Below are 23,683 nucleotides of genomic sequence, written 5' to 3' on the forward strand. Positions count from 1 at the left end.
CGAACCGGGCCGGCTCCAGCGTCGGCCCGGTTCGGTGTGGTGCGGTCAGTAGCGGTAGTGGTCCGGCTTGAACGGGCCCTCCGGGGTGATGCCGAGGTACGCGGCCTGCTCGTTGGTCAGCGTGGTCAGCCTGGCGCCGAGCGCGTCCAGGTGCAGCCGGGCGACCTTCTCGTCCAGGTGCTTGGGGAGCACGTACACGCCGGTGGGGTACTCGGTGGTCTTGGTGTACAGCTCGATCTGGGCGATGGTCTGGTTGGCGAACGAGTTCGACATCACGAAGCTCGGGTGGCCGGTGGCGTTGCCCAGGTTCAGCAGACGACCCTCGGAGAGCACGATGATCGCGTGGCCGTCGTCGAACTTCCAGAGGTCGACCTGCGGCTTGATGTTCTCCCGCGTGACATCCGAGCGCTTCGCCAGGCCGGCCATGTCGATCTCGTTGTCGAAGTGGCCGATGTTGCCGACGATGGCCTGGTGCTTCATCCGGGCCATGTGCTCGTTGGTGATGACGTCGAAGCAGCCGGTGGCGGTGATGAAGATGTCGGCCCGCTCGACCACGTCGTCCAGGGTGGCGACCTGGTAGCCGTCCATCGCCGCCTGAAGCGCGCAGATCGGGTCGACCTCGGTCACCACGACCCGGGCGCCCTGGCCGCGCAACGACTCGGCGCAGCCCTTGCCCACGTCGCCGTAGCCGAACACGACGGCCATCTTGCCGCCGATCAGCGTGTCGGTGGCGCGGTTGATGCCGTCGATCAGGGAGTGGCGGCAGCCGTACTTGTTGTCGAACTTGCTCTTGGTCACCGAGTCGTTGACGTTGATGGCCGGGAAGAGCAGGGTGCCGGCGCGGTGCATCTCGTAGAGGCGGTGCACCCCGGTGGTGGTCTCCTCGGTGACGCCCTTGATGCCGGCGGCGATCCGCGTCCAGCGCTGGCCGTCCGCGGCGAGCGAGCGGTGCAGCAGGCCGAGGATGACCGCGAACTCCTCGGAGTCGGCGGACTCGACCGGCGGCACGGCACCGGCCTTCTCGAACTCGACGCCCTTGTGGACGAGCAGCGTGGCGTCGCCACCGTCGTCCAGGATCATGTTGGGGCCGCCGACATCGCCAGCCGAGCCGTCGGGCCACGTCAGCGCCATCTCCGTGCACCACCAGTACTCCTCCAGCGTCTCGCCCTTCCAGGCGTAGACCGGAATCCCGGCGGGGGCGTCGGGGGTGCCGTCGGGGCCGACGACGATCGCGGCGGCGGCGTGGTCCTGGGTGGAGAAGATGTTGCAGGACGCCCAGCGGACCTGCGCGCCGAGCGCGACCAGGGTCTCGATCAGGACGGCGGTCTGGATCGTCATGTGCAGCGAACCGGTGATCCGGGCGCCCGCGAGGGGCTGCGCGTCGGCGAACTCGCGGCGGATCGCCATCAGACCGGGCATCTCGTGCTCGGCGAGGCGGATCTCCTTGCGCCCGAACTCGGCGAGTGACAGATCCGCCACCTTGTAGTCGCCCTCGGCGAGAGTGCGCGGCCGTGCCTCGGACGACGTGCCGCTGGCGGATGCCGGGAGGGTGCTGGTCATGAAAGCTCCTGTCGGACGATGGTGCTGCGCAACCTCCCACCTTACGCGCGCCGTCTGAGGGCGGCTGGAGTGGTTACGAACAGCGCACGGGGCGGTCGGTCGTGGACGTGTGCCGTCCATCTCCGTCCGCCCCGTGCATCCCCCCGGTTTGGTTCCCCCGCGCGTTCTCGGACCTTCGTCGCGATAACGCTGCGCACTCATAGAGTTACACTGAGCGAGAGGCGAGTCAAGCTATTCCGGGAAAGTCGGACTTGATGGTCGGGGCGGAGACCGGCAGGCCCCGCCTCAGTCCAGGCCGGTGGAGGCGACGTACGCCGCACCCGCGCCCGTCACCGTCAGTGCTCCGGCCGCCGCCGGCCCGACCGCGGCCCGGCCGGAGCCGAGCGTCACCGCCGCCAACCCGTCGGACACGGTGATCCGGCCGGATGCGCACAGCACCACCCGCGGACCCGGCACGGTCAGCGTCACCTCGGGTCGTCGCTCGTCCACCGTCACCCGATGCAACGCGAAGTCGTCCACCGGCACCGGCCAGGTCACCACGCCGTCGGCGACCGCCCGCGGCGCCACGACCGGCTGATCCAGCACCTCGAAGCGGAGCACCCGCAGCAGTTCGGCGACGTCCACGTGCTTCGGGGTCAAACCGCCGCGCAGCACGTTGTCGCTGGCCGCCATCACCTCCACCCCGGTACCGCGCAGGTACGCGTGCAGGTTCCCGGCCGGCATCCAGATCGCCTCACCCGGGGCCAACCTCACCCGGTTGAGCAGCAACGCGACGAGCACCCCCGGATCGGCCGGGTACGCCTCGGCCAGCAGCGCGACCAGGTCGCCGTCCGGGCCGCCCGCCGCCCGGGCCGCCGCCACCAGCCCGGCACGCTCCGCCGCCGGCCAGTCCAGCAGCAGGCGTACGGCCTCGGCCAGCCCCGCCGGCCCGGCGGCCAACGCGTCGAGCACCGGACGCAGCTGCGGTACGCCCAACCCGGCGAGCACCCTCGCCGAGGTGGCCGGGGCGCGGAACCCGCACAGCGCCTCCATCGGCCCGAGCGCCACCAGCAGTTCGGGCTTGTGGAACGGGTCGACGTAGTTGCGGTGCCGACCGACGCGGGCGCGCTCGGCGGCGTAGCCGGCTCGCGCCTGCTCCGCGTCCGGATGCGCCTGCAGGCTCAGCGGGGCCTCCGCCGCCAGCACCTTGAGCAGGAACGGCAGGCGTGCCCCGAACCGGTCGAGGGCCGGCTGGCCGAGCCAGTCGGCCGGCTCGGCGGCGAGTACCTCGGTCAGCGCGACCCGGGCACCGCCGCGCTCGACGGTGGCCGGCGCGCCCGGGTGCGCCCCGAGCCACAACTCGGCCTCCGGCCCATCGCTCGGCACCGGTCGCCCCTGGAGTGCGGCGATCGCCGAGCGCGAGCCCCAGGCGTAGTCCTTGATCTGCCCGTACAGCGGTTCCACCGGTCAGCTCCCGGGGCGCCCGGACGCCGTCGACGAGCCCGCCCTGGCCTGATAGATGTCCGGTTCGAGGTAGATGACCCGGGCCACCGGCACCGCGGCCCGGATCCGTGCCTCCACCGCGTCGATGCCCCGGGCCACCTCCTCGGCGGTCTCGCACCGGGCCACCGCGACCTTCGCGGCCACCATCAGCTCCTCCGGGCCCAGGTAGAGGGTCTTCATGTGGATGATCCGCTCGACCTCCGGGCCGGCGGTGACCGCCTGCTCGATGACCGAGACGTCCGCCGGCTCGGCCCCCTCACCGAGCAGCAGGCTCTTGGTCTCCACCGCGAGCACGATCGCGATGGTCACCAGCAACAGACCGATCATCGCGGTGCCGGCCGCGTCCCACCGGCCGTCACCGGTGATCAGCGTCATGCCCACGCCGAACAGGGCGAAGACCAGACCGACCAGCGCGCCGAAGTCCTCCAGCAGCACCACCGGCAGCTCCGGCGCCTTGGACCGGCGGACGAACCGGGCCCAGGACTCGCCACCCCGGACCAGGTTCGACTCCCTGATCGCGGTACGGAAGGAGAACGACTCCATCACGATCGCCGCAACCAGCACGGTCACCGGCACCCACTGCCAGGCGGTGATCCCGTGCGGGTCGGACCACTTGTGCCACGCCTCGTAGAGCGCGAACAACCCGCCCAGGCTGAACAGCACGATGGAGACGATGAACGCGTAGACGTAGCGCTCCCGGCCGTAGCCGAAGGGATGCTGCGGGGTGGCCGCCCGCCGGGCCCGCTTGCCGCCGAGCAGGAGCAGCGCCTGGTTGCCCGAATCGGCCACCGAGTGGATCGACTCGGCCAGCATCGACGACGAACTCGTCAGCAGATAGGCGACGAACTTCGTCACGGCGATGCCGAGGTTGGCCAGCAGCGCGGCAATGATCGCCCTGGTGCCACCCGACGCACTCACGCCTGCTCCCCGCAGCGCCCGGTCACTGGTTGGACAGCTCCTTCATCTCCGTGATCGCCGGCACGGCCATCGGATCCAGGCCGTGCACCAGCGCCAGGTAGATCGACGCGAAGTCCGGCACCGCCACCAGGGAGGCCAGCCGCTCCAGCGCCGAACCGCCCTCGGCGGTCACCACGTCGCACCGTACGCCCCGCCGTTCGGCGAGGGTCTGCACCGCGTCGGCGCGCCGCTCCTCGACGGCGAGGGGCTCGTCGGCGTCGTCCTCGGCGTTCAGCCCTCCGTCACGCAGCAGCACCAGCCGCAGTCGGGTGCCCTCACCGACCGGCTCCTCCGGGTCGGCGAAGATGTCCCGCTCCCCCTCGGCCAGGCCACCGAAGACGCCGTCGAGCAGGCCGACCCGGCCCCGACCCGCCTCGCCGAGCGCCCCGGTGACCACCGGGTACCGGGCGTTGGCCGACAGGGTGTCGCCGAAGCGGCGGGCGGCGACCGCGGCCAGCGGCGACGAGCCCCACACGATCGGGATCGAACCGGCCAGGCCGAGCGCGAGCGACTTCGCGGGGTTGACGAAGGATTCCGCGGTCGGGCGGCTGCGGTCGGCGTCGGCGTCCAGCCGGGCCGCCGTCTCCGCCAGGTCCGCCTCGTTGACCTTCACCAGCCCGAGCGCCCGGGCGGCGAGCAGGACCGGCACGGTCAGGCCCCAGAGGCTGGCCCGGGCCGGTGCCCGCCGGGGCACCGGGATGAACGGCGCGCGGGCCCGCTCGGCCACCGACTGCAGCTGCGAGTCCGCCGGGCCCACCGCGACCAGCCGGGCACCCCGACGGTGGGCGGCCTCGGCGGCACCCAGCGCCTCGGGACTGCGGCCGGAGGCGCTGACCGCGATCACCACGTCGGCCGCGCCGACCCAGCCGGGCACCCCGGCGCTGCGGTGCGCGATGACCGGCACGGGACACCGTGGCCCGGCGACCGTGGCCAGCACGTCACCGGTACGCCCGGCGGTGCCGATGCCGGCGATCACGACCGCCCGGGGACGCCCCTCGCCAGCGAGCACGGCAAGGTTGGCCTCGGCGGCCAGCGCGGCCGACTCGCGTACCTGCGCGCCCGCCGAGGCGGTGTGCCGCAGCATGCCGCCCGGATCCCGCTCGGCCAACGCCTGCGGGTCGTCGAGCAGCCGCTCGTCGGCGTGGCGGTGGCCGCTGACGCCGGCCGTTCCGTCGATCACGACCGCCCCGCAGGGCCGCGCGCCTCGTCCAGCAGGAGCACCGGCACGTCGTCGCGTACCTCGAAGATCCGGCCGCACTCGGTGCAGGTCAGGGTCTGGGCCTGCGCGTCGTAGTCCAGCGGGGCATGGTGTGTGTCCGGGCAGGCGAGGATGTCCAGCAACTGCGGGTCGAGGGCCACTGCGCGGCTCCTTCCACGTATGCGGCGTCACCGGTCGGCGGTGCCGACGGCGCGAGCGATCTTATCGGCGAACCCGTTCGAGCACCTCGTCGCGGAGCGCGGCCATCCGCTCGGCGGTGGGTGCCTCGACGTTGAGCCGCAGCAACGGCTCGGTGTTCGAGGCGCGCAGGTTGCACCACGCCCCGTCGGGGAAACGCAGGGTGAGCCCGTCCATCTCGTCGGCCTCGGCGTCCGGGTACGCGGCCCGCACCTCGGCCACCTTGGCCGCCTGGTCCGCCACCGTGGAGTTGATCTCGCCCGAGGCGACGTACCGCTCGTACTCCGCGGCCAGCGTGGACAGCGGCAGCGGCTGCTCGCCGAGCGCGGCGAGGGTGTGCATGGCCGCCAGCATCCCGGTGTCGGCGAACCAGAAGTCCCGGAAGTAGTAGTGCGCGGAGTGCTCGCCACCGAAGACGGCGTTGGTACGGGCCATCTCGGCCTTGATGAACGAGTGACCGACCCGGGCCACCACCGGCTCACCACCGTGCTCCCGGATGATCTCCGGTACCGCGCGGGAGGTGATCAGGTTGTGGATCACCGTCGAACCGGGGTGCTTGGCCAACTCCCGGGCGGCGACCAACGCGGTGATCGCCGACGGCGAGACCGGCTCGCCACGCTCGTCGACCACGAAGCAGCGGTCGGCGTCGCCGTCGAAGGCCAGCCCGATGTCCGCGCCGTGCGCCACCACGGCGCGCTGCAGGTCGACCAGGTTGGCCGGGTCCAGCGGGTTGGCCTCGTGGTGGGGGAACGTGCCGTCCAACTCGAAGTACAGCGGCACGATCCGCAGCGGCAGGGCCGCCAGGGCCGCGTCGCCGAGCACGCTCGGCACGGTGTGCCCGCCCATGCCGTTGCCCGCGTCCACCACCACGGTCAGCGGCCGGATGCCGGACAGGTCCACCAGCGTGCGCAGGTGTGCGGCGTACTCCGGCAGCAGGTCACGCCGCTGCGTCGGCGCGGTCGGCGCACCGAGCGGCTCGTCCTTGTCGAGCAGGGCCTGCGCCCGGTCGCGGACCTCGGCCAGCCCGCTGTCCTGCCCGACGGGGCGGGCGCCGGCGTGGCACAACTTGATGCCGTTGTACTGCGCGGGGTTGTGGCTGGCGGTGAACATCGCCCCGGGCAGCCCGAGCGCGCCGGAGGCGTAGTAGACCATGTCCGTCGAGGCGAGCCCGATCTCGATGACGGGGCGTCCCTCGGCGCGTACGCCGGTGGCGAAGGCGGCGACCAGTCCGGGCCCGGAGGCCCGCATGTCGTGCCCGATCAGGACGGCCTGCCCAGGCTCACCGGCGGCGTCGAGCATCTGGGCGAAGGCGACACCGAGGGCACCGGCGACACGCTCGTCCCACTGGTCCGGCACCGTCCCACGGACGTCGTACGCCTTCACGATCTGGGACAGATCAGACACCGGTTCCACTCCTCGCCTGCGGGTCAGCCAACGAACCTGAGCGTATCGGAGCGGCGGCCTCCGCCCCGGCTCAGCCGGGGAGCCCGCGCCCGTACCCCGGCTCGTCGCCCTCACCGGTGGCCGGTGACCCGTCCTGCCGCCCCGGTACCGCACCACGGCCGACGTCACCGGGCGGTCCCGAAGCCGGCGCGACCGGCGGGGCGGAGATCGGCGGGGCGGAGATCGGCGGGGCGGAGATCGGCGGCACGCCGGGCGGCACCGACGTCGGTGGGACGGCGGCACGGGCGGACGTGCCCGGCGGCACCGCCCGGGTCGGATCGCCCGGGTCGGCGGGCCGCGCACCGTACAGACCGCCGGACGGCCGTGGTGCCGGCGTGCCGCCGTAGACCCGTGGCGTGCCGGACCGGCCCGTCCCGTACGTCTGACCGGGCGGTGTCGCGGGCGGGACGCCCGGACCCGGTGGGACCGGTGCGGCACCCTGACCACCGCCGGAGCGGTAGGTCGTGCCGCCCGGGTTGCGCGGCGGCGGAATGTCGAGCCGGTCACCGGAGCGCCGCCGATCCCGGCGGGAGCGGTGGATCAGCAGCCCGATGAGCAGTGCCCCGGCGGCCACCATGGCGACACCGAAGTACATCACCGACGACCCGCCCGAGGACTCGCCCGCGGTCTGGGCAAGATCGCCCGTCCCGTCCGCGGCGAGCGCCACGGTCGGCGTGGTCTCGACGACGCTCTCCTCGGCCACCTCCTCGCTGGGCGTGGGCGACGGCGAGTGCGACGGCGATGGCGAGACCCGGCCACCGATCACCCGGGACGACACCGCGGCCCGGCCCAGCACGGCCGCCCGCGCCGTGGTGGCCTCGCCCGTCACCACCAGACGGCCCGCGGGCGCGTCGGCGGCGAAGGCCACGCGGTACCGCATCGCCACGCCCTTGCCCTTGCAGAGTTCGTCCTTCGCCGGGGCGACCGGTGCGGTGGTCACCAGTTCCGCTTCTCCCTGGACCGCCACCGGCACCCAGCGACCCCCCACGTTGGCCTGCACCGCCACCTGGTCGGCCCGCACGCCGGGCAGGCTCAGACCCAGCGCGCTACGCACCCGCACGCAGCCGTCGGTCCGCTTCCGCACCTCCACGGTCACGCCCCCGGCGGAACGGCCCGCGGTGAAGCTCCCCGCCGAACGCACCCGCACCCGGTCCTCGTCGGCGTGCGCGGGGGCGCCACCGAGCACGACCAGGCCGCCCAGGAGCACGCAGACCGTTGCGAGTCGCGCCGCGTGGCGACGTACCGACATGATCAACCACCGTTCCTCCCCCGGCGGGGGATCGCCGCGTCAGGCTACTACCGGGGCCGGACCCGGGCTGGTCATCGAGCACCCCGCATGTGCGCCGCGCCACGCCGCGCGCCCGCGCCACACCGCCGGCCGGCGGCGCCCAACTCATCACCGTCCGTAGGGTGGGACGCACCGACTGCCACGGATCTCCGTTGTCCGGTAGGTTCGCGGATGTGATCGACCGCGAACAGGCCGAGCAGATCGCAGCCGTGTGGGCCCGCCGCGATTCGCTACGACTGGGGCGCGACTGCCAGCCGGTCGTCACGGAGTTCGACCTCGGGTACGTCATCACCTCCACCGTGTCCACACCGGCCAGAGCGCTTCCCGGCGACCTGCCCACCACCGTGGTCGACAAACAGACCGGCGAGGTGACCACCTGGCCACGCGTACCGCCCGAGGTGGTCGAGCGGCTCTACCGCCGCAGCCGGTCCACCGGGCCGCGGTTTCCGCGCACCGTCGACCCGGCCGGTCAGCTGCTACGGGAGATCCGCCGGCTGCCCACCCCGACCACGACCGCGCATCTCACCCTCGACGGGCGGATCTTCACCGCCCGGGGCGCCAAGGGGGACGTGACGCTCCACCATCATCCGCTGGTCCGCGCGTACCTCGACGAACTGCCCGCCGGCCGCCTGGTGCGGGGCGGCGACCGGCACGCCGAGTTCGTCGTCGTCTCCGACGTCCTGCACGAGTACGACCACCGCCGCAACGCCGAAGGCATCGCCCAGATGAGCACGGGCGACGCGAGGGACCTGCTGGAGTCCGCGCGCATCGAGGTGTTCCAGGTGCGCGAACCGGGCGACCCGCACGGTGGCCCGGCCGAGCGGCCCTGCGATTCGTGCCTCGACATGCTGGTGGAGTTCCACGCCCTGCCGTCATCCGAACGGGCCCACACCGTGCCCCGGCTCGCCGAACCCGCCCCGGACCCCGCGCCGGGCCGCTTTCCGCCGGAGGTCGCTCACGCACTGGTCGCCGCCGGTTGGCGGCCGCACTTCGACGACGCGGCGACGGCGACGTCGGCCATGCACGACGTCGCGGCGGTGCGCGGCAGGACGCATGAGCACGCCGCGATCCCCGCGGCGACCGCCGCCCTCACCGCCTTCCCGAGCCTGACCAGTGAGCGGCGCGGCCCGGGTGAGCAGGTGTGGATCTCACCCTTCGACGTCCGCCCCCGCCGGGTGGCACACACCGCCGACTCGCTCGGCGACTTCGCGACGGTGATCGGTGCACGGCTCTTCCCGATCGGCACGGAGAGCCGGCACAGCATCATCGCGGTGGACGAACATGGCCGGATCTTCGCGCTGGATCAGGCCGGCGAATGGTTCCTCGGCGCCGACATCGACGCCGCGCTGATCACCCTGCTGCTCGGCCGCGCCCCCGCCCGGGTACGCGACGACGGCAGCTGGTGACGGTCGCTCACCTGACCTACAGCTGGACGCCGGTGAGGACGGTGACGCGGGGGTCGGTGTAGTCGTCCATGGCGCTGCGCAGCCCCTCCCGGCCCACGCCGCTGCCCTTCACCCCGCCGTACGGCATCTGGTCGGCCCGGTAGGACGGCACGTCGCCGACGATCACCCCACCCACCTCCAGCGTCCGCGCCGCTGCGAAGGCGACGTCGAGGCGGCGGGTGAAGACGCCGGCCTGCAGGCCGTACGCCGAGTCGTTGACGGCGGCGAAGCCGGCGGTGTCGTCGGTGACCCGGTCCACGACGAGCACCGGACCGAAGACCTCCTCGGCGCGGACCTTGGCGTCCCTCGGCACCCCGCTGAGCACCGTCGGCGGGTAGGTCGCGCCGTCCCGCCGGCCGCCGGTCTCGATGGTGGCGCCGGCCGTGACCGCCTCGTCCACCCACGCCTCCACCCGGCGCGCGGCGGCCTCGGAGACCAGCGGCCCGACGTCGGTCAGCGGGTCGGCCGGGTCACCGGTACGCAGTTCCCGCACCGCCGCGACCAACCGGGGCAGGAAGCCGTCGTAGAGCCACTCGTGCACGTAGACCCGTTGCACGGCGATGCAGGACTGCCCGGCCTGGTAGTTGGAGAAGGTGGCGACGCGGTGCGCCGCGAAGGTGAGGTCCTCGTCGTCGGCCCAGTCCTGGCAGATCAGCACCGCCGCGTTGCCGCCCAGTTCCAGCGTCACGTGTTTCTCCGGTGCGGCCCGACGGATCGCCGCGCCGATCGGCCCGGAGCCGGTGAACGAGACGACCGGCAGCCGGGGGTCGGCGACCAGCTCCGCGGCGCGTTCGTTGGGCAGCGGCAGCACCGAGAACATCCCCGCCGGCAGCTCGGTCTCGGCCAGGATCTCGCCGAGCAGCAGCGCCGACAGAGGGGTGGCGGGCGCCGGCTTGACCAGGATGGGCGCGCCGACCGCGAGCGCCGGAGCGACCTTGTGCGCCACCAGGTTCAGCGGGAAGTTGAACGGGGTGATGCCGAGCACCGGCCCCTTCGGCACCCGGCGCACCAGGGCGATGCGGCCGGTGGCCGCGGGGTCGGTGTCGAGCCGTTGCAGCTCACCGGAGAAGCGCCGGGCCTCCTCGGCCGCCCAGCGGAAGGTCGAGCTGGCCCGGCCCACCTCGGCGCGGGCCCACCTGACCGGCTTGCCGTTCTCGGCGGTGATCAGGGCGGCGACCTCCTCGGCCCGCTCGGCGAGCCGGCGCGAGACGTGGTCCAGGGCCGCCGCGCGGGCGTGCGCGGGCAACGCGGCGGCCGTCGCCGCCACCCCGGCCGCCGCCGCCACGGCCGCCTCGACCTGGTCGGCGGTGGCGAGGGTGGTACGCCCGACCGGGCGGCCGTCGTACGGGTGGTGGACGGTCAACTCACCGGCACCGTGGGCGGGCCGGCCGGCGACGAAGAACGCTGTGGGCTCCACATTCCGCAGCGTAGACCACCGGTTGGTTGACGGAAACAGTCGCCGCAGCCCTTGTATGCCGCGAATTCAGTAGCGAAGATGGCAAGAAGGCTGCGATAACCGCCGCAGCGCGCCCCCGGACCCCTCGGAGCGATCCCGCCATGAGTGACCAGCAGAAGCTGCGCAACTTCGTCAACGGCGAGTACGTCGAGCCGGTCGACGGCGGCTACGCCGACCTGATCGACCCCTGCACCGGTGACGTCTTCGCCCGGGCCCCGGTCTCCGGTGCCGCCGATGTGGACGCGGCGATGACGGCCGCCGCGACCGCCTTCGACAGCTGGCGGGACAGCACGCCCGCCGAGCGGCAGCGGGCGCTGCTCAAGCTCGCCGACGCGGTCGAGGCCCGCGCCGCCGACCTGGTCGACGCGGAGGTACGCAACACCGGCAAGCCCCGCCAGCTCACCGCCGAGGAGGAGCTGCCACCCGCCGTCGACGAGTTCCGTTTCTTCGCCGGTGCCGCCCGCCTGCTGGAGGGCCGTTCGGCCGGCGAGTACCTGGCCGGGCACACCTCGTACGTGCGGCGCGAGCCGATCGGGGTCTGCGCCCAGGTCACCCCGTGGAACTACCCGCTGATGATGGCGGTGTGGAAGATCGCTCCCGCGCTCGCCGCCGGCAACACGGTCGTGCTCAAGCCCTCCGACACCACGCCCGTGTCGACGCTGCTGCTGGCCGAGATCGCCGCCGAGTTCCTGCCGGCGGGCGTGTTCAACGTCGTCTGCGGCGACCGGGACACCGGGCGTGCCCTCGTCGCGCATCCCACCCCGCGACTGGTCTCCATCACCGGCTCGACCCGGGCCGGCGCGGAGGTCGCCGCGGCCGCCGCGCCCGACCTCAAGCGCACCCATCTGGAGCTGGGCGGCAAGGCCCCGGTGGTGGTCTTCGACGATGCGGACATCGCGGCGGCGGCCGAGGCCATCGCCGTCGGTGGCTACTTCAACGCCGGCCAGGACTGCACGGCGGCGACCCGGGTGCTCACCGCGCCCGGCGTCCACGAGGACTTCGTCGCCGCCCTCACCGAACAGGCCCGCAACACGAGGACCGGCGCGCCGGACGACGAGGACGTGCTCTACGGCCCGCTCAACAACGCCCACCAGCTGGCCCGGGTGCGCGGCTTCCTCGACCGGCTGCCCGACCACGCGTCGGTGCGCACCGGCGGCGCGCAGGTGGGCGAGCGCGGCTACTTCTACGCCCCGACCGTCGTCTCCGGCGTCCGACAGGACGACGAGATCATCCAGGACGAGGTGTTCGGGCCGGTCATCACCGTGCAGCGGTTTTCCGACGAGGACGAGGCGGTGCGCTGGGCCAACGGCGTGGACTACGGCCTGTCCGCCTCGGTCTGGACGCGCGATCACGGCCGGGCGATGCGGATGACCCGGCGGCTCGACTTCGGCTGCGTCTGGGTGAACACCCACATCCCGTTCATCTCCGAGATGCCGCACGGCGGCTTCAAGCACTCCGGGCACGGCAAGGACCTCTCCGTCTACAGCCTGGAGGACTACACCCGGATCAAGCACGTCATGCACAACATCGGGGCCTGACCCGTGAGCGCGAGGAGTGAGCCGGGTTTGCGAGCCCCGCAGTCGCGAACGAAAGAGAGCTCTGTGACCCCGTCGTCGGAAGGGCTGCACAGGCGGCGCGGCACGGCCGTGGCCCGGGGCGTCGGCAGCGTCATCGCGTCCTATGTGGACCGCGCCTCGGGCGGGACGCTCACCGACGTCGAGGGCCGGGAATGGATCGACTTCGCCGCCGGCATCGCGGTGACCAGCGTCGGCAACGCCGCACCGGCGGTCGTCGAAGCGGTACGCACGCAGGTCGGACGGTTCACCCAAACCTGTTTCATGGTCGCGCCGTACGAGTCGTACGTGGCGGTCTGCGAGCAGCTCAACGCGTTGACTCCGGGCCGCTTCGAGAAGCGTTCGGCGCTGTTCAACTCCGGCGCCGAGGCGGTGGAGAACGCCGTGAAGATCGCCCGACACGCCACCGGGCGGCCGGCGGTGGTGGTCTTCGACCACGCGTACCACGGGCGGACCAACCTGACGATGGCGCTGACCGCGAAGAACATGCCGTACAAGCACCGGTTCGGGCCGTTCGCCGGCGAGGTCTACCGGGTGCCGATGTCGTACCCGCTGCGCGACGGTGGCCTCGACGGTGCCACCGCCGCGGCCCGTGCCGTCGAGCTGGTGGAGAAGCAGGTCGGCGCGGAGAACGTGGCCGCGCTGCTGATCGAGCCGATCCAGGGCGAGGGCGGTTTCGTCGTACCGGCTCCGGGGTTCCTGCCGGCGCTGCGCACCTGGGCGACGGCGGCCGGGGTGGTCTTCGTCGCCGACGAGATCCAGACCGGCTTCTGCCGCACCGGCGACTGGTTCGCCTGCCAGCACGAGGGCGTCGAACCGGATCTGGTCACCCTGGCCAAGGGCATCGCCGGCGGGCTGCCACTGGCCGCGGTGACCGGCCGGGCGGAGCTGATGGACGCGGTGCACGTCGGCGGCCTCGGCGGCACCTACGGCGGCAACCCGATCGCCTGCGCCGCCGCGCTGGCGACCATCGAGACGATGCGCGCACTCGACCTGGCCGCCGCCGCCCGGCGGATCGGGACCGTGATGGAGGCGCGGCTGCAAGCGGTCGCCGCCCGCGATCCACGCGTCGCGGAGGTACGCGGCCGTGGCGCGATGCTCGCCGTGGAGATCGTACGGCCGGGCACCCTCACCCCCGACCCGGCCACCACGGCGGCGCTCGCCGCGGCCTGCCACGCAGCCGGGCTGCTCACCCTCACCTGCGGCACGTACGGCAACGTGCTGCGTTTCCTGCCCCCGCTGGTCATCTCCGACGACGAGCTGCATCGCGGCCTGGACATTCTCGACGCCGCCTTCGGCTGATCGGGCCGGCCGGGTGGTTGCCGCGTCCGCACCGCGCGGCAGCCACCCGGCCCTCAACTCAGCGCAGCACCTCGACGGTGTTGTTGCGCACCAGGTTCTTGCCCGGCTCACGGATCTGTTCCATCGCGGCCGAGTTCAGCAGCACGCAGCTACCCGAAGGCCCGGTGATCGTCACCGTGGTCGCCCTGTTGTTGTCCAGGTTGGTCACCCGCAGCCGGGTGCCCACCGGGAACTGGTTACTGGTGGCGGCCGGCCCGGCGGCCTCCTCGAAGAACGTGATCGCACCCTGACAGGCCGAGCCCGTGGCGGGGCGGGTCGCCGGTGGCGAGGCCGCGCCCGGCCGGTCACCGACCTTGCCCGGCTGCCCGGCACCCGGCCGCCCGGTCGGCTGTCCGGCGCCCGGCTGTGCCACGGCGTCACCCACCCGCTCGACCACGTTGCGCCGGATGACGTTCTTGCCCGGCTCCCGGACCAACTCCATCGCGGCGGCGTTGAGCAGCACGCAACTGCCCGACGGACCGACCACGGTCACCTCCGCCGACCGGTCGTTGTCCAGGTTGGTCACCCGCAGCCGGGTGCCCACCGGGAACTGGTTGCTGGTGGCGGCCGGCACGCCGCCCTCGGCCGAGAATGTGATCGACCCCGGGCAGACGCTCTGTCGCGCCGGCGCGCTGTCGGCGAACCCCAGCCCGGTGCCCACCGCCACGGTCGCCGCGGCGACCACCGCCACCCCCGCCGCCAGCACGTGCTTGCGCTGCAGCCTCACCTGTTGCCTCCCGTCCTCACGGCCCCTACCTCTTCGAAGGCTGGTACGGCCCGGGAGTGCTGTTCAGTTCACCGCCGTGACATGCATCGAAAACAAAGGGCTCGGATGAACCAGCGACCTATCGGTCATACGGGGCCGTAACGGGTGTGTGGTGCACCGGTCAACAACGCCCAGTAGCGATCGCCGTACGACCAGTGCCACCACTCGGTCGGGTAGTTCACCAGGCCCGCCCCGGTCAGCGCGGCCACCATGACCTGCCGGCGCTGCCGGGCGACGGCACCGATCGACGGTGCGGCGGTGAAGCAGGCGTTGCCGCTGGCCTCCGGGGTGGCGTCCACGGCGGTGCCCATGTCCAGCTCCACACCGTCGGCCGTGCAGAGCGTCAGATCCACCGCACCACCGGTACTGTGCGGCGCCACCTCGACCGGCGAGACGAACTTGGTGGTCTCCCGGTACACCCGCTCCGGCGACCAGTCCGGGTGACCACGCCGCAACTCGTCCCGGTAACCGAGGAAGATGTCCAGCTGCGCCTGGTACGGCCGGTATCCCTCGATGACCAGCAGGCGCAGCCCGTCGGGAAGCGCCCGCTGCGCCGCCAGCAACCGGTCCACCACACCCCGGCGCAACCGGGCGTACGCCCCGGCGGGATCGGCCGCCCGGCCGTCCAGCCGCAGCTCCGGCACGCCACGCAGGTCGACCAGCGGCTCACCGTCGTCGGCACCGCGCACCGCCGCGACGCGCGGATCACCGAGGAGGATCATCGAGACTCCTCCTTGCCGATGGGTCGGGGACGGTCCGCGTGCCGCGCGAACGCCAACGCGACCAGCCGGTCCACGACCTCCCGGTAACCGACACCGGCGGCCGCCCACACCTTCGGGTACATCGAATGCGCGGTGAAGCCCGGCATGGTGTTCAACTCGTTGACGTACAGCTCGCCGGCCGTCTCGTCGTAGAGGAAGTCGACCCGGGCCAGACCCCAGCCGCCGATCGCGGCGAAGGCCCGCACCGACAGCTCCCGGATCCGCTCGACCACGCCCTCGGGCAGCGCCGCCGGGACCACCATCGGGTCGGCGTCGCCGAGGTACTTCTGCCAGTAGTCGAACCAGCCCCCGGTCACCCGGACCTCGCCGACCGCCGACGCCTCCGGGCGGGCACCGCCGAGCACCCCGCACTCCAGTTCCCGGCCGGTCACCCCCTGCTCCACCACGACCAGGGTGTCGTGCCGCAGCGCCTCCTCGACCGCCACCGCGAGGTCGTCACCGTCGGCCACCCGGGAGATGCCGATCGAGGAGCCCATCCTTGCCGGCTTGACGAACAGCGGCCGGCGCAGCCCCACCACCAGCTTCTCCGGATCCTCGGCGGCCCGATAGGTGGTCGCGTCGAACGAGACGTGCGGGGTGATCGGCACTCCCTCGGCCCGCAGCGCCCGCTTCATCGCCACCTTGTCCATCCCGACGGCGGAGGCGAGGATGCCGCACCCCACGTACGGCACACCCAGCGATTCGAGCAGCCCCTGCACCACCCCGTCCTCGCCGTACGGCCCGTGCAGCGCCGGGAAGACCACGTCCAGCTCGGCGTGCACCGCGCCGGGCGCGTCCACCGCGGTGACCACCGCCGTTCCCGCGCGCGGCCCGGCCCGCAGTTCCACGGCCGGCCCGGTCACCGTCAGCCGGTCGTCGATGGCCCGATCCGCGCCGGTGCCGTCGAGACAACCGGCCAGCACCGGGTCCGGCATGAGCCGCAGCCCACCGGCCCGGGTGACACCGATCGCAACGACGCGGTAGCCGTCACCGGCCAGCGCCCGGGCCACGCCGAGCGCCGACGCGCAGGAGACCTCGTGCTCCGCCGACGGCCCGCCGAACAGGATCCCGATCCGCACCCGGGGTTTCACCCGCTGCCGCTCACTCATGCCGGTACCTCTTCCCTAAGTCGGGCGGGGGCCGCCAGCCGGGCGACCAGTTCCGCCTCCACGTTTCCGCCGGTCAGCACCACGCCGACCGTGCGCTGTCGCTGCGTGCCGGGGCCGGCCGCCGGCAGCGCGCCGTCTGTGGCCAGCCGCAGCGCGCCGGCCAAACCGGCCGCGCCGGACGGCTCGGCCAGCACCTTCAGCTCCATCAGGAGCAGCCGGAAGGCCTCGGCGATCTCCTCGTCGTCCACCCGGATCACCCCACGCAGGCGGCTGCGCAGGATGGCGAAGGGCAGCTCACCCACGCAGGACGGGCGTAGCCCGTCGGCGATCGTCGGCACCGGCCGCACCGGGGTCGGCCGACCGGCGGCCAGGCTGCGGGCCAGCGAGTCACAGCCGACCGGCTCGACGCCGTACACCTCGATCGGCCGGCCGGCGGCGGCCAGGCAGGCACCGGCGACACCGCCGCCCCCGCCGACGGGCAGCACCAACGCGTCCAGCGGAGTGCCCGCCCGCTCGGCCTCCTCGATCAGTTCGAGGCTGGCGCTGCCCTGCCCGGCGACGACGTCCGGATGGTCGTACGCGTCGACGATCGGGTGTCCGGTCTCGTCGCTGATCTCGCGGGCCACGGCCAGCCGCTCCGCCGTGTCCGAGTCGACGAGGAGCACCCGGGCGCCCGCCGCACGGGCCTGAGCGACCTTCGTCGGTGCCGCGTCGACCGGGAGCACCACCGTGGCGGCCAACCCGTACCGCCGGGCCGCCAGGGCCACCGCGACGGCGTGGTTGCCGGTGCTCTGCGCGACCACGCCCGCGTGCCCGGCGGCGGCGAGCCGGCTGACCGCGTACAGTCCGCCACGCATCTTGTAGGAGCCGCCGGCCTGGAGGTTCTCCGCCTTCAGCAGCACCCGGGCGCCGGCCAGCCGGTCGATCGCCGGGGAGCGCAGCACCGGGGTACGCACCACCTGGCCGTCGAGCCACCGGGCGGCCGCCGTCACGTCGACCGCTGCCCGGTCAGGCCCGGCTGGATCGGTGTGGAACATGTCGTCTCCTTGTCGAGTCGATCGGTGCGGCGCGGCCGCGGGCAGGTCGAAGAGCCACGTCGCGCGGGCCGCCAGCAGCACCCGGTGCAGGCCGAGGCTGAGCGCCAACACCAGGACGGTGAGCGAGAACGGGAAGCCGAAGGCCAACGCGAGCCGGGCGGTGTCGTCCAGGCCGGCGACCGGCTCGGCGATCAGCCGGTGCAGCAGCGCCAGCACCGGCATGTGGATCACGTAGATCGGCAGCGTCCGGCGGCCGAGGGCGGCCAGCCGCGCCCGCCGCGCCCAGCAGCACCGCCGGGTGGACCCGCCGCAGCGCCTTGGCCAGCACGAAGTAGAGCGCCAGTGCGGAGAGGTACCAGAGGTTGGACGGGGTGACCGTCAGCTGTGCCAGCAGCTCACCGGGGCTGGTCGCCCGGTCGGTCGGGAAGTCCGGCGCGAGGGCCAGCACGGCGGTGTGGATCAGCAGCCAGACGCCGTACAGGTAGAGGAACCGGGCGATCCGGGGCCGGCCGACCGACCGCCACGGCCGCCGCACGGCGTGCGCCGCGAACATCCCGGAGATGGTGAAGAACAGCGGCATCCGCATCGGCAGCAGTTCGCCGAGCGTCCCCCAGGCGCCCGCCACCGGCAGGTCGAGCCGCCAGTCGAACTGGAGGTAGTCCTTCATGATCACGTGCCACAGCAGGACCAGCAGGATGCAGCCGCCCTTGGCGACGTCCGCCCAGGCCAACCGGCCGCCGGCCGCGTCGGCGCCGTCGCCCGGGGCGGCGTGGTCAGGGGTACGCACGGGATCTCCTCGTTCGATGACGGGCGCGGACGGTTCCGGGCACGCCGAAGGCCGGGATGCCGCGCTGCGCGGCCCCGGTCGGGCGATGGGTGATGTGCTGCCGGCTCGGGAGCCGGGTCAGCGTGCGGTGGGCAGTTGGACGTCCACCCGCAGCCCGCCGTACTCGGCGGGTCGGGCGGTGATCAGGCCGTCGTGGGCCTGGGTGATCGAGCGGGCGATGGCCAGGCCGAGGCCGGCGCCCCCGCTGTGGTTCGTGCGGTCCCGGGCCAGCCGCCGGAACGGCTCGAAGAGCCCGGCCACCGCCTCGGCCGGCACCACCTGGCCGGTGTTGACCACGGTCAGCGCCGGGCTCCGGCCCACCGTGACGGTCAGCGTGCCACCGGGCCGGTTGTACTTGATCGCGTTCTCCACCAGGTTCGTCACCAGGCGTTCCAGCAGCACCCGCTCGCCCAGCACGATCCGGGGTTCGAGGTGGCTCTGCACTGTCAGCCCGGCCTCCGCGACCCGGTCCTGGTACGCGGCGAGCACCGCGGCGACGATCTCGTCGAGGCGCTGCGGGGCACGTGAGCGCAGCCCCTGGTCGCTCTCGCTGAGCGCGAGCAGCCCCTCGATGAGCCGCTCGTTGCGTTCGTTCGTCTCCAGCAGCTGCCCGGTCAGCAGCTCCAGTTGCTCGCCGGTGAGCGACCGGGCCATCCCGACCTCGATCAGCGTCCGCTGGACCGCCAGCGGCGTACGCAGCTCGTGCGAGGCGTTCGCGGCGAACCGCCGCTGCCCCTCGTACCCGGCGGCGATGCGCTCCATCATCTCGTCGATCGACCGGGCGAGCCGGGCCACCTCGTCGTTGCCGCGCGGCCGGATCCGGTGGCCGAGGTTCTGCGGCCCGACGTGCGCGATCGGCCCGGCGAGATCCCGCACCGGGCGCAGGCACCACACCGCGGCGGCCCAGATCCCCGCCACCGCGAGCGCGAGCACGCCCAGCGCGGCGAGCGGGACGGTCAGCACGGCGACGTCCCGCGCCGGCTGACACACCCGACTGGCGCCGGGCAGCCCCGCGTTACAGAGCTCCTGCGCCCAGAGCCACAGCTGCCCCAGCACCCCCCAGGTCAGCGTGGGCAGGGCGTACCCGACCAGAAGGGCGAGCGTGCCGACCAGCACGATCCGCCGGCGCGGCGTCACTGGTCGGCACCCCCGATCCGGTAACCGGTCCGGGGCACGGTGTGGATGACCTGGGGCGCACCGAGCTTCTTGCGCAGCGTCATCACGGTGACCCGCACGACGTTGGTGAACGGGTCGGCGAACTCGTCCCACGCCTGTTCCAGCAGCTCCTCGGCGCTGACCACCCGCCCCTCGGCGCGCATCAGCACGTGCAGCACGGCGAACTCCTTCGGGCTCAGGTTGATCGGGCGGCCCTCCCGGGTGACCGTGTGCCGGGCCACGTCCAGCGCCACACCGTGCCGCTCCAGCACCGGCGGCACCGCCGGGGCCGACCGGCGGCCCAGCGCCTGCACCCGGGCGACCAGTTCGGCGAAGGCGAACGGCTTGGTCAGGTAGTCGTCGGCGCCGAGCCCGAGGCCCTCCACCCGGTCCCGGATGCCGGCGGCCGCGGTGAGCAGCAGCACCCGGGTGCCGGAGCCGGAGTCGGCGAGGCTGCGGCACACCTCGTCGCCGGTGTGCCCGGGCATGTCCCGATCCAGCACCGCCACGTCGTACCGGTTCACCCCGACCCGCTCCAGCGCGCCGTCGCCGTCGTAGCAGACGTCGACCGCCATCGAGAGACGACGCAGCCCCTCGGCGACCATGTCGGCCAGCAACCGCTCGTCGTCCGCCACCAGCACCCGCACGTTCCGCTCCCCGTGGTCCGTCGCTGTCGGGCATACGTTCTCAGGCAGGAGTTAAGAGTTCTGTAAGCGCCCGCCGCAGCAATCCTCCACGCCCCCTCACCAGCCACTTGGCGATCCGGGGTGAGCTGCGTCACCATGGGCCGGAGGAGGTCGCCCGTGGCCGACCCGTGGCTCGCCCTGGAATTCGGCGTCGATCCGGTGGAGCGGATCGCGCAGGTGGGCGCCGCCCACGAGGCGTTCCTCACCGGCGGCGCGGACGCCGCCCGGCTCACCGACCGGCGGCTGCGGGACGTCGTGGCCCACTCCTGGCGCCGCTCGGCCGCGCTGCTCGACCCGGAGGCGACCCCACCGATCGAGCTGGCCGACGACGCCCTGGCCGACTACCGCGCCGCGCACCCGCTCGCCCGGGTCCTGCCGCTCTTCCGCGACCTGCTCGGGGGCATCGCCACCGACGGCGCGCACCTGATGGCGGTCTGCGACGCGCACGGGCGGCTGCTCTGGGTGGAGGGCCACCCGGGTGTGCTCCGCCATGCCGAGCGGATGAACTTCGTCCCCGGCGCCCGCTGGGACGAGACGCACGCCGGCACCAACGCCCCCGGCACCGCCCTGGCGGTCGACCACAGCGTGCAGATCTTCGCCACCGAGCACTTCGCCCGGCCGGTGCAGCGGTGGACCTGCGCCGCCGCACCGATCCACGATCCGGCCACCGGGCGGCTGCTCGGCGCGATCGACATCACCGGCGGCGACCACCTGGCCACCCCGCAGAGCCTCGCCCTGGTCCGGGCCACCGCCCGGGCAGCGGAGGCGCAGCTCGCCGCCGACCGACCGCTCGATCCCGGCACCGTGCACGTCGCCGCGCTCGGCCACGACGAGGCGGAACTGCGGTTGGCCGGGCGACGCATCCGGCTCGGGCGGCGGCACAGCGAGCTGCTCGTGCTGCTGCTCGACCATCCCGAGGGGCGCACCGGCGAACAGCTCGGCCTCGACCTCTACGGCGACGACCGACTGCACCCGGTGACCCTGCGGGCCGAGCTGTCCCGGTTGCGCCGGGTCCTCGGCCCCGAGCTGCTCGACTCCCGCCCGTACCGGCTGCGCGGCACCGTCCGGGCCGACTTCCGTACCGTCGTCGAACTGCTGGAGGGGGGCGACCCGGCGGGGGCGCTCGACGCGTACGCCGGGCCGCTGCTGCCCGGCTCCGACGCGCCGGGAGTGACGCGACTGCGCCGGCTGGTCGACGGCCAGTTGCGGGCGGCCGTGCTGGTGGCGGGCGACCCGGCGCTGCTCGCCGCCTGGACCGCCACCCCGGCCGGCGCCGACGACCTGGCCGCCTGGCAGGCCCTGGCGCGGGCGCTGCCGCCGGGCGCGCCCCGCCGGCCGCTCGCCGCCGCGCGGATCCGCCAGCTCCGCATCGAGTACGGCCTGCCGCACGCAACGTCGCTGCAACGTCCGCGTAACTAACCTCCGCCAACACCACCCACCGACGGCGGAGGTCACCATGACGCGCTACGACGCGCCCACCCACTGGCAGTCCCGCTACGACCACTTCATCGGCGGCGAGTACGTCAGGCCGCACGGCGGAAGATACTTCGAGAACCCGACCCCGGTGACCGGGCAGCCCGTCTGCGAGGTGGCCCGGGGCACCGCCGAGGACGTCGAGAAGGCCCTCGACGCCGCACACGGCGCCGCCGACGCCTGGGGCCGTACCCCGGTCGCCGAGCGGGCGCTGATCCTCAACCGGATCGCCGACCGGATGCAGGAGAACCTGGAGTCCCTGGCGATCGCCGAGACCTGGGAGAACGGCAAGCCCGTACGCGAGAGCCTGGCCGCCGACATCCCCCTCGCCATCGACCACTTCCGCTACTTCGCCGGGGCGATCCGGGCGCAGGAAGGGTCGCTGGGCGAGCTGGACGACGACACCGTGGCGTACCACTTCCACGAGCCGCTCGGCGTGGTCGGGCAGATCATCCCGTGGAACTTCCCGCTGCTCATGGCGACCTGGAAGCTCGCCCCCGCGCTCGCCGCCGGCAACGCCGTGGTGCTCAAGCCCGCCGAGCAGACCCCGGCCTCGATCCACTACCTGATGTCGCTCATCGCCGACCTGCTGCCGCCCGGCGTGGTCAACATCGTCAACGGCTTCGGCGTGGAGGCCGGCAAGCCCCTCGCCTCCTCGCCCCGGGTGGCCAAGGTGGCGTTCACCGGCGAGACCACCACCGGGCGGCTGATCATGCAGTACGCCAGCGAGAACATCAGGCCGGTCACCCTGGAGCTGGGCGGCAAGAGCCCGAACATCTTCTTCGACGACGTCAGCCGGGCCGCCGACGACTTCCTGGACAAGGCGCTCGAAGGCTTCACCATGTTCGCCCTCAACTCCGGCGAGGTCTGCACCTGCCCGTCCCGGGCGCTGATCCAGCAGGGTCACTACGCGGACTTCCTGGCCGCGGCGGTGTCCCGCACCGAGGCGATCACGCAGGGGCACCCGCTGGACACCGACACCATGATCGGCGCACAGGCGTCCAACGACCAGCTGGAGAAGATCCTGTCCTACCTGGACATCGGGCGACAGGAGGGCGCCCGGGTGCTGGCCGGTGGCGCGCGAGCCGACCTCGGCGACGAACTCTCCGGCGGATACTACGTCGAGCCGACCATCTTCGAGGGCGACAACTCGATGCGGATCTTCCAGGAGGAGATCTTCGGCCCGGTGGTCTCGGTGACCTCCTTCGCCGACCTGGACGACGCCGTGAAGATCGCCAACGACACGCTGTACGGGCTGGGTGCCGGCGTCTGGACCCGGGACATGAACACCGCCTACCGGGCGGGGCGGGCGATCCAGGCCGGCCGGGTGTGGACCAACTGCTACCACGCGTACCCGGCGCACGCCGCGTTCGGCGGGTACAAGCAGTCCGGCATCGGCCGGGAGAACCACAAGATGATGCTGGAGCACTACCAGCAGACCAAGAACCTGCTGATCAGCTACTCCCCGAAGAAGCTGGGCTTCTTCTGATGGGCGACCCGGACACCGACGGTGCTGCCGCCACGGCCGCACCGGCTCCCGGCACGGTCACGGTGACCCCGGCGGCCGCCGAGCTGATCCGGTCGCTGCGGGGGCAACACGGGCCGCTGATGTTCCACCAGTCCGGCGGCTGCTGCGACGGCAGCGCCCCGATGTGCTACCCGGCCGGCGAGTTCCGCACCGGCGCGTCCGACGTCCTGCTGGCGGCTCTGCAGATCGAGGGGGTTGCCGAGCCGGTGGACTTCTGGATATCGGCGGCCCAGTGGGAACTCTGGAAACACACCCGGCTCACCATCGACGTGGTCCCCGGCCGAGGCAGCGGCTTCTCCCTGGAAGCCCCCGAAGGCCTCCGCTTCCTAACCCGCTCCCACCTAGCCCCCTAACCACCCACCCCACCCCCACCCCGCCCCGCGATCTTGCAGTTTGTGTC

At 73.1% G+C, this 23,683-nt stretch carries 21 protein-coding genes; 6 read left to right on the forward strand and 15 right to left on the reverse strand.

The window, feature by feature from the left end:
* Nucleotides 1-45 precede the first annotated feature (45 nt).
* The 7 genes from ahcY to O7615_RS04715 all read right to left on the reverse strand — a co-directional run bounded on the left by ahcY (nt 46) and on the right by O7615_RS04715 (nt 8,087).
* Nucleotides 46-1,560, reverse strand: coding sequence for an adenosylhomocysteinase (ahcY, locus tag O7615_RS04685; protein ID WP_278176023.1), 1,515 nt, complete (start codon nt 1,558-1,560; stop codon nt 46-48).
* A gap of 285 nt (nt 1,561-1,845) precedes the next feature.
* Nucleotides 1,846-3,003, reverse strand: a complete 1,158-nt coding sequence (gene manA / locus O7615_RS04690) for a mannose-6-phosphate isomerase, class I (protein WP_278176025.1) — start codon at nt 3,001-3,003, stop codon at nt 1,846-1,848.
* Nucleotides 3,004-3,006: 3 nt separating this feature from the next.
* Nucleotides 3,007-3,960, reverse strand: a complete 954-nt coding sequence (locus tag O7615_RS04695; protein ID WP_278176026.1) for a cation diffusion facilitator family transporter — start codon at nt 3,958-3,960, stop codon at nt 3,007-3,009.
* 22 nt (nt 3,961-3,982) lie between these two features.
* Complete coding sequence (locus O7615_RS04700; protein WP_278176027.1) at nt 3,983-5,179, reverse strand: SIS domain-containing protein; 1,197 nt, start codon at nt 5,177-5,179, stop codon at nt 3,983-3,985.
* Nucleotides 5,176-5,358: a Trm112 family protein gene (locus O7615_RS04705; protein WP_278176028.1), complete on the reverse strand. Its 183-nt coding sequence runs from the start codon at nt 5,356-5,358 to the stop codon at nt 5,176-5,178. The genes O7615_RS04700 and O7615_RS04705 overlap by 4 nt, the downstream gene beginning before the upstream one ends.
* A gap of 61 nt (nt 5,359-5,419) precedes the next feature.
* A complete protein-coding gene (locus tag O7615_RS04710) occupies nt 5,420-6,799 on the reverse strand; it encodes a phosphomannomutase/phosphoglucomutase (protein WP_278176029.1) in 1,380 nt (459 codons plus the stop codon).
* 70 nt (nt 6,800-6,869) lie between these two features.
* On the reverse strand, nt 6,870-8,087 hold the full coding sequence (locus O7615_RS04715; protein ID WP_278176030.1) for a hypothetical protein: 1,218 nt from the start codon (nt 8,085-8,087) through the stop codon (nt 6,870-6,872).
* Between the two features lie 212 nt (nt 8,088-8,299).
* On the opposite strand from O7615_RS04715, the gene O7615_RS04720 reads away from it, so the two are divergent.
* Complete coding sequence (locus tag O7615_RS04720) at nt 8,300-9,532, forward strand: SUKH-3 domain-containing protein (RefSeq protein ID WP_278176031.1); 1,233 nt, start codon at nt 8,300-8,302, stop codon at nt 9,530-9,532.
* 16 nt (nt 9,533-9,548) lie between these two features.
* On the opposite strand, the gene O7615_RS04725 is transcribed toward O7615_RS04720, so the two are convergent.
* Complete coding sequence (locus O7615_RS04725; protein ID WP_278176032.1) at nt 9,549-10,988, reverse strand: aldehyde dehydrogenase family protein; 1,440 nt, start codon at nt 10,986-10,988, stop codon at nt 9,549-9,551.
* Between the two features lie 140 nt (nt 10,989-11,128).
* Here O7615_RS04725 and O7615_RS04730 point away from each other — a divergent pair, with 140 nt between their 5' ends.
* Both O7615_RS04730 and gabT read left to right on the forward strand, forming a co-directional pair.
* Nucleotides 11,129-12,565, forward strand: coding sequence for a gamma-aminobutyraldehyde dehydrogenase (locus tag O7615_RS04730; protein WP_278176034.1), 1,437 nt, complete (start codon nt 11,129-11,131; stop codon nt 12,563-12,565).
* 27 nt (nt 12,566-12,592) lie between these two features.
* On the forward strand, nt 12,593-13,903 hold the full coding sequence (gene gabT, locus O7615_RS04735) for a 4-aminobutyrate--2-oxoglutarate transaminase (RefSeq protein ID WP_347405067.1): 1,311 nt from the start codon (nt 12,593-12,595) through the stop codon (nt 13,901-13,903).
* A gap of 58 nt (nt 13,904-13,961) precedes the next feature.
* Here gabT and O7615_RS04740 read toward each other — a convergent pair whose 3' ends face one another.
* The 7 genes from O7615_RS04740 to O7615_RS04770 form a co-directional block, all read right to left on the reverse strand.
* Nucleotides 13,962-14,669 carry a hypothetical protein gene (locus tag O7615_RS04740; protein WP_278176036.1) on the reverse strand — a complete coding sequence of 236 codons (708 nt, stop codon included), beginning with the start codon at nt 14,667-14,669 and terminating at the stop codon, nt 13,962-13,964.
* 125 nt (nt 14,670-14,794) lie between these two features.
* Nucleotides 14,795-15,430, reverse strand: coding sequence for a M15 family metallopeptidase (locus tag O7615_RS04745; RefSeq protein WP_278176037.1), 636 nt, complete (start codon nt 15,428-15,430; stop codon nt 14,795-14,797).
* Nucleotides 15,427-16,578 (reverse strand): D-alanine--D-alanine ligase family protein, encoded by a 1,152-nt coding sequence (locus tag O7615_RS04750; protein ID WP_278176038.1) that lies wholly within the window; start codon nt 16,576-16,578, stop codon nt 15,427-15,429. Before O7615_RS04750 ends, O7615_RS04745 begins: the two co-directional genes overlap by 4 nt.
* Complete coding sequence (locus O7615_RS04755; protein ID WP_278181971.1) at nt 16,575-17,615, reverse strand: pyridoxal-phosphate dependent enzyme; 1,041 nt, start codon at nt 17,613-17,615, stop codon at nt 16,575-16,577. Before O7615_RS04755 ends, O7615_RS04750 begins: the two co-directional genes overlap by 4 nt.
* A complete protein-coding gene (locus O7615_RS04760; protein WP_278176039.1) occupies nt 17,587-18,402 on the reverse strand; it encodes an acyltransferase in 816 nt (271 codons plus the stop codon). Before O7615_RS04760 ends, O7615_RS04755 begins: the two co-directional genes overlap by 29 nt.
* Nucleotides 18,403-18,519: 117 nt before the next feature.
* On the reverse strand, nt 18,520-19,578 hold the full coding sequence (locus O7615_RS04765; protein WP_278176040.1) for an ATP-binding protein: 1,059 nt from the start codon (nt 19,576-19,578) through the stop codon (nt 18,520-18,522).
* Nucleotides 19,575-20,243 carry a response regulator transcription factor gene (locus tag O7615_RS04770; protein WP_278176042.1) on the reverse strand — a complete coding sequence of 223 codons (669 nt, stop codon included), beginning with the start codon at nt 20,241-20,243 and terminating at the stop codon, nt 19,575-19,577. Before O7615_RS04770 ends, O7615_RS04765 begins: the two co-directional genes overlap by 4 nt.
* Nucleotides 20,244-20,399: 156 nt before the next feature.
* Here O7615_RS04770 and O7615_RS04775 point away from each other — a divergent pair, with 156 nt between their 5' ends.
* The 3 genes from O7615_RS04775 to O7615_RS04785 are packed head-to-tail and all read left to right on the forward strand — an operon-like array spanning nt 20,400 to nt 23,636.
* Complete coding sequence (locus O7615_RS04775; RefSeq protein WP_278176043.1) at nt 20,400-21,701, forward strand: GAF domain-containing protein; 1,302 nt, start codon at nt 20,400-20,402, stop codon at nt 21,699-21,701.
* A gap of 37 nt (nt 21,702-21,738) precedes the next feature.
* Nucleotides 21,739-23,244, forward strand: a complete 1,506-nt coding sequence (gene adh, locus O7615_RS04780) for an aldehyde dehydrogenase (protein ID WP_278176045.1) — start codon at nt 21,739-21,741, stop codon at nt 23,242-23,244.
* On the forward strand, nt 23,244-23,636 hold the full coding sequence (locus O7615_RS04785) for a DUF779 domain-containing protein (RefSeq protein ID WP_278176047.1): 393 nt from the start codon (nt 23,244-23,246) through the stop codon (nt 23,634-23,636). Before adh ends, O7615_RS04785 begins: the two co-directional genes overlap by 1 nt.
* Nucleotides 23,637-23,683: the final 47 nt, after the last annotated feature.

The sequence above is a fragment of the Micromonospora sp. WMMD1082 genome (genome assembly GCF_029626175.1).
Classification (GTDB): Bacteria; Actinomycetota; Actinomycetes; order Mycobacteriales; family Micromonosporaceae; genus Micromonospora.

Excerpts from the sequence above, each read along its gene's own strand:
- O7615_RS04730 (WP_278176034.1), top strand. The coding sequence starts at position 11,129 with ATGAGTGACCAGCAGAAGCTGCGCAACTTCGTCAACGGCGAGTACGTC.
- O7615_RS04715 (WP_278176030.1), bottom strand. The coding sequence starts at position 8,087 with ATGTCGGTACGTCGCCACGCGGCGCGACTCGCAACGGTCTGCGTGCTC.
- O7615_RS04750 (WP_278176038.1), bottom strand. The coding sequence starts at position 16,578 with ATGAGTGAGCGGCAGCGGGTGAAACCCCGGGTGCGGATCGGGATCCTG.
- O7615_RS04745 (WP_278176037.1), bottom strand. The coding sequence starts at position 15,430 with ATGATCCTCCTCGGTGATCCGCGCGTCGCGGCGGTGCGCGGTGCCGAC.
- O7615_RS04785 (WP_278176047.1), top strand. The coding sequence starts at position 23,244 with ATGGGCGACCCGGACACCGACGGTGCTGCCGCCACGGCCGCACCGGCT.
- O7615_RS04755 (WP_278181971.1), bottom strand. The coding sequence starts at position 17,615 with ATGTTCCACACCGATCCAGCCGGGCCTGACCGGGCAGCGGTCGACGTG.
- ahcY (WP_278176023.1), bottom strand. The coding sequence starts at position 1,560 with ATGACCAGCACCCTCCCGGCATCCGCCAGCGGCACGTCGTCCGAGGCA.
- adh (WP_278176045.1), top strand. The coding sequence starts at position 21,739 with ATGACGCGCTACGACGCGCCCACCCACTGGCAGTCCCGCTACGACCAC.